At 39.3% G+C, this 12439-nt stretch carries 10 protein-coding genes and 3 pseudogenes; all 13 read left to right on the forward strand.

What is annotated here, in order from left to right; genetic code table 11:
- The first annotated feature begins 4 nt into the window (after window positions 1-4).
- A pseudogene (locus D2962_RS19490) lies at window positions 5-2586 on the forward strand (DNA methyltransferase).
- Window positions 2587-2604: 18 nt separating this feature from the next.
- A complete protein-coding gene (pglZ, locus tag D2962_RS06515) occupies window positions 2605-4536 on the forward strand; it encodes a BREX-3 system phosphatase PglZ (RefSeq protein ID WP_120766963.1) in 1932 nt (643 codons plus the stop codon).
- Window position 4537: 1 nt separating this feature from the next.
- A complete protein-coding gene (locus tag D2962_RS06520) occupies window positions 4538-5248 on the forward strand; it encodes a hypothetical protein (RefSeq protein WP_122014531.1) in 711 nt (236 codons plus the stop codon).
- Window positions 5249-5310: 62 nt separating this feature from the next.
- The gene (locus D2962_RS06525) at window positions 5311-6378 is read left to right on the forward strand and encodes a hypothetical protein (RefSeq protein ID WP_122014532.1); all 1068 of its coding nucleotides are present in this window, start codon (window positions 5311-5313) and stop codon (window positions 6376-6378) included.
- 142 nt (window positions 6379-6520) lie between these two features.
- Window positions 6521-7435: a restriction endonuclease gene (locus D2962_RS06530; RefSeq protein WP_122014533.1), complete on the forward strand. Its 915-nt coding sequence runs from the start codon at window positions 6521-6523 to the stop codon at window positions 7433-7435.
- An 87-nt stretch (window positions 7436-7522) separates the two neighbouring features.
- Window positions 7523-7705 (forward strand): hypothetical protein, encoded by a 183-nt coding sequence (locus D2962_RS06535; RefSeq protein ID WP_122014534.1) that lies wholly within the window; start codon window positions 7523-7525, stop codon window positions 7703-7705.
- Between the two features lie 32 nt (window positions 7706-7737).
- Window positions 7738-8022, forward strand: a complete 285-nt coding sequence (locus D2962_RS06540; RefSeq protein WP_122014535.1) for a hypothetical protein — start codon at window positions 7738-7740, stop codon at window positions 8020-8022.
- Window positions 8023-8080: 58 nt separating this feature from the next.
- A pseudogene (locus D2962_RS06545) lies at window positions 8081-8400 on the forward strand (putative heavy metal-binding protein).
- Window positions 8401-8562: 162 nt separating this feature from the next.
- Complete coding sequence (locus D2962_RS06550) at window positions 8563-8793, forward strand: hypothetical protein (RefSeq protein WP_120766567.1); 231 nt, start codon at window positions 8563-8565, stop codon at window positions 8791-8793.
- Window positions 8783-9171 (forward strand): annotated as a pseudogene (locus D2962_RS19495) (PIN domain-containing protein). Before D2962_RS06550 ends, D2962_RS19495 begins: the two are co-directional and overlap by 11 nt.
- Before the next feature lie 172 nt (window positions 9172-9343).
- Entirely contained in the window at window positions 9344-9745 is a 402-nt protein-coding gene (locus D2962_RS06560; RefSeq protein WP_281273779.1) for an ADP-ribosylglycohydrolase family protein, read from the forward strand.
- Window positions 9746-10211: 466 nt separating this feature from the next.
- On the forward strand, window positions 10212-10424 hold the full coding sequence (locus D2962_RS06565; RefSeq protein ID WP_162991128.1) for a PIN domain-containing protein: 213 nt from the start codon (window positions 10212-10214) through the stop codon (window positions 10422-10424).
- 363 nt (window positions 10425-10787) lie between these two features.
- A complete protein-coding gene (locus D2962_RS06570; RefSeq protein ID WP_122014537.1) occupies window positions 10788-12215 on the forward strand; it encodes a 4Fe-4S dicluster domain-containing protein in 1428 nt (475 codons plus the stop codon).
- The last annotated feature ends 224 nt before the right edge of the window (window positions 12216-12439 follow it).

The following is a 12439-nucleotide window of genomic DNA, read 5'->3' on the forward strand; positions in this document are numbered from 1 at the left end:
CACGATGAAGCTCACGAAAGAAATACTGGACAGCGTAAGACATATGGAGGGATTCCCGAAAGGCGCGGATGAGGATATAATAGCCCTCTCCGACCCTCCCCATTATACAGCGTGCCCCAATCCTTTTATAAATGATTTTATAGAAAAATACGGGACTCCTTATGATGAGGAAAAGGACGATTACCACTGTGAACCCTATACCGCCGATGTATCGGAAGGCAAAAATGACCCCATATACAACGCCCATTCCTATCATACAAAGGTCCCCCATAAGGCGATAATGAGGTATATCCTCCACTACACCAAGCCCGGAGACATAGTGTTCGACGGCTTTTGCGGCACCGGCATGACCGGAGTGGCGGCTAGCATGTGCGGCAACCCCGATAAGGATTTCAAATTGAAAATTGAAGAAGAAGCCAGAAAGGAAGGCAAAAAGGTGGAGTGGGGGGCCAGAAGGGCCATCCTGTGCGACCTTTCCCCTGCCGCCACCTTCATAGCATACAACTACAACACCCCGGTGGATGTGGAACAATTTGAAAAAGAGGCAAGGCGCATCCTGGAGGAAGTGGAAAAAGAGTGCGGCTGGATGTATGAAACCATCCACACCATAGACGGCGTGCCCCAGACCGATATCCATGGAAAGCCCGTAAAGGGCAGGATAAATTATACCGTCTGGTCCGATGTTTTCATCTGCCCCAACTGCAGCGGGGAAATCATCTTCTGGGATGCCGCGGTGGACAAAGAATCCGGCAAAGTGCTGGACGACTTTAACTGCCCCCACTGCAATGCAAAGGTGAACAAGAAAAACCTGGAAAAAGCCTGGGTAACAAAATATGATAAAGCCATAAATGAGACCATAAGGCAGGTAAAACAGGTGCCCGTCCTCATAAACTATTCCGTGGGCAGGTCAAGATACGAAAAGACCCCCGATGAATTTGACATAAAATTGATTGAAAAGATAGAGGACATGGATATTCCATACTGGTATCCGACGGACAGGATGCCAGAAGGATATAATACGGAACAACCGAAAAAGTCTCATGGTGTAACACATGTGCATCATTTTATACGAAGAGGAATATTTCAGTTTTATCATGGTTATTTAATAAAATATCAAAAATTAATAATAAAATTGTTCAGAAAAAAATATTATTTGCATTAAATAATGTACAACAAAGACATTGTAAATTAAATGCTTTTAGATTTAATGTATCATTTCCTTCAAATATTACCTCTGGGACACTGTATATGCCTTCATTGATAAAGGAAAATAATATTTTTAGCCAATTAGAAAATAAAATTTTACGTAGACTTAAACCTATATTCATTTCTATTAAAAGAGAAAGAGAAACAACATTAGTTTCTACAAATGATGCTGGAAATTTGTTATTAAAGAATAACTTCATAGACTATATTTTTACCGATCCCCCTTTTGGTGACAACCTTATGTATTCAGAGCTGAATTTTCTCTGGGAAGCATGGCTTAAAGTCTTTACCAACAATAAATCTGAAGCTGTTGTAAATAATGTTCAGCATAAAGGCTTGCCCGAGTATAAAGAATTAATGGAAAAGTGTTTTTGCGAGATGTACCGCATTTTAAAACCAGGAAGATGGATGACGGTGGAATTTCACAACTCCCGGAATAGTATTTTTAATATTTTACAAGAATCTATCCTTAAGGCCGGATTCATAATTGTTAATGTAAAAACCTTAGATAAAAAACAAGGTAGTTTTAAGCAGGTTACAACTACTACTGCAGTAAAACAGGACTTAGTCATTTCCGCATATAAACCCAAAGATTCCTTTATCCAGGGCTTCCTTAAAAAAGCCGGTACCGAGGAAGGCGCCTGGGATTATATCCGTCAGCATTTGGAAAAACTTCCGATTACAGTGGAAAACAAAGGTCAGTTGGAGGTCATCCCGGAAAGACAGGCATATCTTCTATATGATAGCATGATCACCTTTCATATCCAGAAGGGCGCATCCATACCCATGGGAGCTGCGGATTTTTATGCGGGATTGGAGCAGAGATTTCCAAAGCGAGACGGTATGTATTTTTTGCTCAGTCAAGTAAATATATACGATCAAAAGAGGATGGAACTGGAGCTAAATGACCAGATTTCCTTATTAATTCTTGATGAAAAGAGTGCCATTCAGTGGCTCAGAAAAGAGCTGGGGAAAAAACCCCAGACCTATCAGGAAATCCAACCGAAATTTCTTCAGAAACTTCATCAGATAAAATACGAAAAACTGCCTGAGCTTATGGATCTTCTGGAGGAAAATTTCCTGCAGGATGAGCAGGGAAGATGGTACGTGCCGGATATAAGCAAGCAGTCGGACCTGGAAAAACTAAGGGAAAAGAATCTTCTCAAGGAATTTGAGGAATATAAAAACAGCACCGGAAGGCTGAAGGTCTTCCGGACCGAGGCTGTAAGGGCGGGGTTTAAAAAGTGCTGGAAGGATAAAGATTACGCCACCATAGTGAAAATAGGCGACAGGCTTCCGGAAAGCATCCTTCAGGAAGACAGCAGTATATTGATGTATTATGACAACGCCCTGACCAGGATGGGTGAGGGGCATGTTTGATGCGGGATGGAGTAGCAAATGATTGAAGATGTGATTGTCCAGAGGTTGCCTTTAAATCAGAATAATTTCATATTGCTCTATGACCCTGATGATATGGTGGCCGGGGAAAAGATTGTATCCCGGATAAGTAGCTGCGGTTACACTCTCATTAATTATGAAGACCCGGATATGTTCAGGTTTTATTTCGAACAAATTTTAAATAAAGGTACAGACATCGATGAAGCAGGCGGGGATAAGATTGTACTGAGGCTTACACGAAATACGTATGTACCTTACGATATTCAGTCCATATTTCAGGAAATAAGGATAACCATAAAAGACATCTTTCCCGGGCTGAGCTACACTGTTTTAAAGGAAATGGGCAGCGGTATTCTGGGTGATATATACGATGCTTATAAAAATTACCCGGGTCTGAATCTGGGCGACGGTGAAACCATGGATTTCATACTTGAAAACGTCTACGGCATATTTCCGGATACCATACACACATACGAAGATTTGATAAAAACATTGATAAAAATATTTTACTGCGGGAAAGAATTGCCTGAAATCATCCTGAATTACCTTTCAAAGAGATTCGAGACACATCCGGATTTTATAAACTTCCCCGTTAAAAAAATTTTATCCGGAAAAGAATCCTTCTTTTATTATCTACAGCAGCAATGGGAACTTTATATAAAATCTTTTTTTGAAAATAATATCAGATCCGATGTGAATTTTGGCCATGCGGATATCAGGGTGTATATGGACAACCTTTTTTCAGAAGGGTATTTGACCCCCGTCCATTGCCATGAAATCCAGAGGATTCCAGTCTGGGCCCGGGATGGGGTAATCTATCAAGAGATTCTCGATAAAAAGAAAAACTATGAAGAATTGATGGAAAAGGTCAGGGCGTCCTTGGAAAAGGTGGAATCTTTTAAAGACTGGTGGGGCATAGCTTCCCGGTGGGCTGAATTATTGGTGATATTCAGTGACAGCAATATGAAAAAGGAGCTGGATGTTAAGGAATTTGAAAAAACTTCTTTACATCTGGAAAGGACTTTTAAGGAGTGGCTTCTGGAAAATTACGGTTTGCTTTCGTCTTTATCGTATACAAGTTTTCCGGTGATGGTTCATCATATTCCCTGGCACATCCATTACAGGATGCAAAAAGAAAACTTTAAAAAAGTGGCCCTCATAGTTTTTGACGGCATGTCTCTGGATAACTGGATAATAATAAAAAGGCATCTGAATCAGAGTAAAACATGGATACTGGAGGAAAACCTATCTTTTGCATGGATCCCCACCATGACCTATATATCGCGCCAGGCCATCTTTTCGGGGCAGGTGCCGGCGTACTTTGCCGATACGTTTTTTTCTACGGATAATGATGAAACTCACTGGAAGAGGTTTTGGATGGATAAGGGCTTTCGGGCCGATGCCATATATTACATGAGAAATATTAAGCATTTTGACGAAAACGGCCTTGAAGAACTGGTCAAAAACCAGAAAGCCAGGATACTGGGCCTTGTGGTAAACATGATAGATGACATGGTGCACGGCGGACAGCTGCTGCTTTCGGGGATGCATCAGGATATAAAACTCTGGCTCAGAGAAGGAGGGCTGGAGCGCTTTTTGCTGAAGCTTTCCGCCAGCGGATATGAAATATATATAACCTCGGACCATGGAAACGTCAGCGCCGTAGGCCAGGGCAGGATTCAGGAAGGTCTCGGTGTGGATCAGGCGGAAAGCAGGGTCAGAATATACGAAAAATCCAAAAGCCATGAAAATGCCGTTCAAACATTCAGGGCCTTTAAATGGAAAGCTTACGGCTTACCGCGGGATTATAATTATATCATCTGCGATGATAACTTTGCTTACGGTAAAATTAACGAAAAAATGATATGTCATGGCGGAACATCCGTTGAGGAAGTCATTGTTCCATTCGTCCATGTAAGAAAAGGAGCATAACATGATGCAGACAGTGGGATTTAATCGATTTATAAAAAGAGAATGGCTGAATTTCACGGCTTTTCTCGCAGGCCGGGAAAAGGATGAAAAAATCATAAGAAAAAATCTAAATGAATATCTTGAAAAGGAAACAAAGGCCGAAATCACCCGCCAAAAAACCCTGGTGGAGCTTTTAAGGATCTGGGTAAACGTGCCCGCATCTCATGAGGATCTGAAGGAAAAGGCTCTGGATTTGTTTGAGAAAGTGCCGGAAGATGAGAAAATGTTATTTCACTGGTCCATGATAATGCTGGCCTTCCCCATATTTATCGATGTGGCATCATCATTGGGAAAGATTTTCAGCCTTCAGGACCGGGTGTCTTTAAAAATCCTGGAAAAGCGCATATTTGAAAAGTGGGGAGAAAGGAGCACCGTAAAATACGCGCTTCCAAAGATAGTAGGCTCCATGGTCGAATGGGGCGTCATCACCAGGGCAAAGGTGGGAGAATACACTAAAGCCCAGACAATAGAGATTAAAAATAAGGATTGTAAGCTCTTTTTCATAAACTGCTATATGCAAGCTTTGGAGAAAGATTATCTAAGATTCATTGAAGCAAACAATCTCTCCGCCGCCTTTCCTTTTAAATTAAACCTGGGGCTCGATGACTTTAATAATTCAAATACCCTATCATTGAGCAGGATGGGAAGTGATGTGGTGATTATTAAAAGATAACAAAAAATTCCATAAAAAATTTTAAATTTTTGAATTAAAATCATTTACTAGGGGAGAGAAAGATGCTAAATATCCAGCCTCACGTTATTGAACAAATTCGTAAAAAAGTAAATCGACCGGAGGGAAGCGTTGAACTTATAAGCAATGTTGGGGAATTATTCAACCCTAACGTTGGTGAAGGTATTATATTGGAGATTTCTTCTGGAGCGCAATATTTTCTGGTTAAAAGGGATAGCGAAATGCAAATGATTTATTATTATTCTTCTCCTGGTTCTGGTACTTGGGTAGCAAAAATTGATCTAAAGAAAGTTCAGCGATGTGATAAAGCTTATTGGGGATTTACATGGTCTCCACAAGAAACGAAGTTATTTATTGGTCCATGGATTAAAGGAGGCAAATTAGTGATTTCTAAAGGTGTACCCTCTGAAAAGCAATTTAGAGTTGGAAGGGATGGAAGTATAATACAAATAGGTGATGAAGGAGCAGAAGTTACAGGAGTAAGAATGTTTTTTGACGGTAAACCTGTCCTTGAACCAACTGCTATTGAAACATGGCAGAACACTATTCAAGGAGTTAGGTTATTACAAAAAGGAAAATCAGATGAAGGTTATATTTTTGAAGTATTAATTTGCAATTTGGTAATAGCAACACTTGTTACGGGCTTTGAGACATATTGCAAGACAAGATTTATTGAACTTGAGAAGGAAGGTATTAAACCAAATCTAGAAAACTTGATAAGTATGGTATTTTCACAAAGAGAGCTAGACATCGGAGTATTAGAAATTTTAAAAAAAAGAAGCCGTATCAGAACAAAAGACTTTTTAGAAAAAATCGCTATTAATAAGATTAACTTTCAAAATTACGATGAATGTAAAAAGGCATTCAATAAAACATATGGTCTAAAATTTAGCGAAATTGGTCTTAACTCAAATGAATTATCATTTCTCCGACGACTTATACAATATAGGCATCGCATTATCCATGTTTCACCATTAATTATAATGTTGAATCAAGGCCAAGTTCCTCCTGAAGAACCTGTTTTTGCTGGTAATGATTTAGCCGAAAAAGCAGTTAATTGTTTTGATAAATTCGTAAGCAATTTCCACGAAAGTACGCTGAAACTTAGATAAGCTGATTAAAATACATGCAATATGGCATCAATAGATGGAAGGTTCATTAGTGTGACACCTATTAAATTTTGGTAAAATATTTTAGTATTGTTTTATACATAATTTGGTTGCAGATAATGAAATCAAAAAGGAGTGAAGCCCTTTGCCTATTCCTGATTATGAAACCATAATGCTGCCTTTGTTAAAATTTGCTGAAGATAATAAAGAGCATTCGTTGAGGGAAGCAATAGAATACCTGGCAAAGTATTTTAATCTTACTGATGAAGAAAGAAAAGAGCTACTGCCCAGCGGCAGACAATTTATTTTTGACAACAGGGTAAGCTGGGCATGTACATACTTGAAAAAAGCAGTTCTTCTGGAGTCGGTAAAAAGAGGTTGTTTTAAAATAACTGAGCGTGGGATTGATGTATTAAAACGCGATATAAAGAAAATAACACCCGCCTTTTTAGAGGAATTCCAGGAATTCAGAGATTTCAAAGCAGTTTCTCGATCACAAGTCTATAACAAACGAAATGATAACAAACAGATTGATGGAGATGAGACTCCCGAAGAGAAACTTGAAAATGCATATCAAATAATAAGAAAAAATCTTGCGCAGGAACTGATCCAAAAGGTAATGAAATGTTCGCCTTCGTTTTTTGAAACACTTGTCATTGATTTATTAGTTAGCATGGGATATGGAGGCTCCCGTATTGATGCGGGGAAAGCCATCGGTAAAAGTGGAGATGAAGGAATAGACGGCATTATAAAGGAAGATAGATTGGGATTAGACACAATATATATTCAGGCCAAGCGATGGGAAAACCAGGTAGGTCGTCCGGAAATTCAGAAATTTGCCGGAGCTTTACTCGGTCAGAAAGCCAAAAAAGGTATTTTTATCACAACCTCGAGCTTTACAAAAGAAGCGATAAATTATGCCGAAAGCATAGAAAATAAGATTGTTCTCATTGATGGGGAGCAACTGGCAAATTTCATGATAGATTATAATATAGGAGTTTCGAGGGTGGGGGTCTATGAAGTAAAAAAAATCGATAGTGACTATTTTGCAGATGAGTGATGAAAAAATAACCAGTAAGAAATGAAAAATAATCTAAATTTGGAGATAGAAAAGGAAACTATAAAGTTATCATATGGAGGGTTTCATATGGACAAATATAGGAAAGGTTATTTAATACATGAAACTTCGGATGACCATTACTGCCTTTGTAAAATTCTAAATGAGTACAACAGCGAAGAAGAAGCAGAAAAAGATTTGATTGATCTTCTTACACATCATAAAACAGAAAAACAAATATTGAAAGAATATAGTAAAAAAGAAGTGTATTAATATTTATCACATGCCCTCGATGGAGTAGTTTGGTGAGCCTGAGGGCCCAATTTTTTATCCCAATTGTGGGTTCCCAGAAGGAAAATGTATATAAGATTTTGAATGGCGAGGATGTTAATATAGAGGACCCTCTGGCGGATATTGATGTCGGTATAGTTTTCTCATATGACATCAATGATGTTGACGGCAGATATAGATTGTATGGTGATATTTATAATGACCTTGTAGAAATATTTCCGAGATTGGATTTGGTTTTTTTGCAGGAGAAACATTCGGTATTTCAGACAGAGGCTATTTTAGGCATGTATATACGCTGAATCTGGATATGGGAATTGGCATTTAATAAATAAAATATTATTCTGGAGGAGATTAAAAATGATATTGACGACAACCCCTGGTGTTGAAGGAAAGAAAATCGTGGAGTATAAGGGGATAGTTTTCGGAGAGGTGATCTCAGGAGTGAACTTTATTAAGATTTTGCCGCAGGTCTTTCAAACATTTTTGGCGGCCGGTCAAAGTCCTATGAGGGAGAGCTGCTCGAAGCCAGAGAAGCGGCATTGAAAGAAATGGAGGCCAGAGCGGCATCTCTCGGAGCCAATGCTGTAATCGGCGTGGATGTTGACTATGAGGTGCTGGGGCAAAATGGCAACATGCTCATGGTGACTGCATCCGGCACGGCGGTGGTAATTGAGTAAATTAATGCAGTATGAGGGGAAATGAAAATATCAATATAAAGTTTAAGTTTAACGAGAGTTGTTGATGAACAGTTTTTGAAAAGATATAATGTAAGTGTAGGTGATTAACGTTTATTTGAGAATCAAAAGTGATAATAAAGCTTAATATGCGAGGTGGTAAAAGTGATAAATTCTCAGATAAAGGAAAATATACTCAGAGATTTAAATAAATTACCAATCGAACTACAAAAAAAGGTTTATGATTTTATCAACGCATTATTATTAACATTACCCAAGGGTAATTCTCCAAAAAACGTGTTATCGTTTTCGGGAATTATGAACAAGCAGGATGCAAAAGAGATCAGCACAATAATTGAGGAAGGTTGCGAAAAAATAGATGAAGATGAATGGTAGGATATTGCTTGATACTAATATTGTAATTGCAGTTTTTTCTGGAGAAGAAAGCATTCAGCGTTACATTGAAAAAGCTAATGAAATTTTTATTCCTGTTATTGTGATAGGTGAACTTTATTTTGGCGCCTATAATTCAATGAATATGGAACGCAATATCGAAAAAATTGACGCTTTGTTGCTAACTCAACTATTCTTAGTTGTGATGCTTATACAGCAAAAATATATGGTAAAATAAAAGGCGATTTGAAGAAAAAAGGTAAACCTATACCAGAAAATGATATATGGATAGCTGCTTTGGCTGATCAGTATGGTCTATTATTAGTAACTAAAGACTCGCATTTTAAAAATATTGATGATTTTTCTGTAGAACTATTGTAAAGATTTTATGAAGGAAATATATTGTAGCCCATTCCCAAGCAATGCCAATGCACGTAATTATAATGAAAGAGCAAATAATGCTATAAGATTAATAAGGAAAGTTATGGGAAACAGCCTGGAGTAATATTTCTCTGACTAGAAAAGATAAAAAATTACCTGGGGAATTTGAAATATAAATTGCAATTTTTCTTATAAGAAAGCGGAAATTACTGACGATACCCAGATGACTTTATTCACTGCCGAGGGTTTGCTTCGGGCTGAAAGCGGAGGCAGGAAAAAAGGCATTTGTCATATCCCCTCTGTTGTCTATAACGCATATATTAGGTGGTTGCATACTCAGGGTTATCCTAAAAACAAGGATCACGACCCGATTTATGATGGATGGCTTATAGGGGAAAAAGAACTTTATGCCCGAAGAGGGCCGGGGAATACATGCCTATCGGCTTTATTAAGCGGCAAGATGGGAACGATGGAACGGCCGATAAACAACAGCAAGGGCTGCGGTGGGGTCATGAGGGTAGCACCGGTGGGATTGTTATACGGCAAAGATGAAGCCTTTGTAATCTCGATCTAGTCGTACTGTTAGGCGAGAAGTCCCTTAAAGTTCTTGAGTTTGAAGAAAGATACACCGACGTTGGAGGTTCGACGATATTGAATAAGAATGGAAGGAATTGCGGAGCAAAACTAAAATAAATTTTAATTAGGCGTACATTTCAACATATTACAAACGATTGTAATATTATCCTGTAAAAGCAAACATGATATCGTATAATTTATTTGGAGGGGTTGATATGGCGATAAATAAACTGATACAAACCACTGTCAGTCATAGGCATCAGACCGTTGTTCCTACATCTATAAGAAAAAATATAATATTGAAGAGGGTTCAAAGATTATCTGGGTGGATAAAGGAGAAAAAATAGAAATTATTCCGTTAAAATCATCTCTAAAGGAACCTTTCCGTGGAGCGGGCCGCGGTACCGGATTGTTGGAAGAACTTTTAGTTTATAGAGCAATTGAGAGAGAGCATGAACGGAAAAATGAATGAAGATGATAAAGATGTACAAAAATTTGTTTTTGATACAAGTGCCATACTCACATATTATCAAGACGAGGAAGGTTCGGACGTAATAGAAGAATTATTGGAAAAATCAAAAAGAGGCGAAGCAAAAATATATATATCTTCAATGTCTATCTTTGAACTGGCTTATATAACTATGGCAAAAAAAGCGAAGATAGAGCTATTAAACTAATATCTGAGGTAAGGCAGCTTGAGCTTGAAGAGGTATGGCTGGAGGAAAATATTTTGTTTAAAGCCGCAGAAATAAAATCTAAATGTAATGTGAGCGTGATTAGATTCTTTTATAGCAGCTCTTGCAAGCACTATGAACGCGACTTTGGTAGACAAAGACCCGGAGTTTGAAAAACTTTCTCCTGAAATAAATCGCATTCCTCTTAAGTATAAAGAGAGAAAAAGTAATTTTTATATTACCGTTACTTTGGTTATTATGCTTGCTGGGATATGGCGGTTGAAGGATGTATATGGGGTTGACTTAAATGGATGCAGGACATAAAATATACAGTATACAGAACATCTGCTAGAAAGGTTGAGAACTATGCGTTCGTTTAAGTCAGAGGTAGCATTGATAAAGCATGAGGTGCTCAAACAAATTGCGCGTCTTTTATTTGACGATAAGCTTGAAGATGAAGTAAACAGATTACCCAGGGTTCTGACGAGGGCGGGATTGACTCATTACCGGTGCTGTGTATACAAAGAAAGGGCGGTGCTTGCAGAAAGGATAAAGTTTGCCCTGGGTTTTTCTCCGAAAGAAGTAGATGAGGAAGAACGGTTAGGCCAGATAGTGAGGGAAAGGTTAAAAGGCCATAAAGTAAAGCTACCGATCATCGATATCATCGAAATCGCCTGTGACAGGTGTCCCATAGATAGGTATCTGGTGACCGATGCTTGCAGGGGATGCGTTGCCCATTACTGTGTTAATGCTTGTCCTAAAAAGGCTATAACTGTAGTTGGAAGGAGGGCTTATATCGACCAGGAGCAATGCGTGGAGTGCGGCAGGTGCAGCAAGGCATGTAAATTTCACGCCATCGTGGAGGTAAGCAGGCCTTGTGAGCGCTCGTGCCCGGCAGAAGCCATAAAGCCCGGACCTTCAAGAAACTCTATCATAGATAAGGACATTTGTACATCCTGCGGCACATGCAGTACCGCGTGCCCTTTTGGCGCTATAACCGACAAATCTGAAATCTGTGAGGTTATAGATTGGCTTAAAAGCGGCACAAAGGTTATAGCGGCGGTGGCTCCGGCCATCGCTGGCCAATTCGGGCCCAAAGTTAAAATTGGGCAGGTATTTTCGGCACTGATTCAATTGGGTTTTGCAAAGGTCGCGGAGGTGGCCCTGGGAGCCGATGAAGTGGCAAAGCTTGAGGCAGAAGAATTCAGACATCTAATAGAAGATAAAAATTGGCTGGTAAGTTCCTGTTGCCCGGCTTTTGTAAGCATGATCAAAAAACATTTTCCGGATCTTGTAGGCCACATTGCCCCGACACCTTCACCTATGGTGGTTTTAGGGCGTAAGCTTAAAGCCGAACTTCCCGACCACAAGGTGGTATTCATAGGGCCGTGTATTGCTAAAAAAGAGGAAGCAATGGTACAAGATAGCGGCATCGATGCGGTACTTACTTTCGAAGAACTGGATGCATTATTTGATGCAAAAAATATAAACCCGGCCGATCTAAACGAAATGCCACCCTCATTTGCGCCTGCTACCTCAAAAGGAAGAGGTTTTGCGGTAAGCGGCGGAGTAGCTGATGCGGTAAGCCGGGTTCTTGATGACGATGGTTTAAGTGGCATATTAAAGCCCGTCAGGGCGAGTGGCCTGGAGGAATGCAAGAAGATGCTTTCCCTTGCCCGGGCGGGAAAACTTGAAGGTAATTTCCTCGAGGGGATGGCATGTGAAGGCGGTTGTGTGGGCGGCCCGGCAGCTTTAGTAGAGGCAAACAAAGGCGCAAGAGCTGTAGAAAGTTAAAATTAAAAGATTTTTGATATAACTGGAAGATAAAGAGGGAACGGTATATGTCGTATCCCTCTTTTTTATTTTACATTCCTCCACCCCATCCAGACATCTGTCCCTGAAAAGGAGACGTGTCTCTTAATCTATTATATCCATTATATTGGTACAAAGAGTAATAAAATAGTATTATAAAATTATAAAAGAGAGGCAGGATATTTTAGACCGTTATAGAAAATAAA

This window comes from Biomaibacter acetigenes, assembly GCF_003691585.1.
In the GTDB taxonomy this organism is placed as follows: domain Bacteria; phylum Bacillota; class Thermosediminibacteria; order Thermosediminibacterales; family Tepidanaerobacteraceae; genus Biomaibacter; species Biomaibacter acetigenes.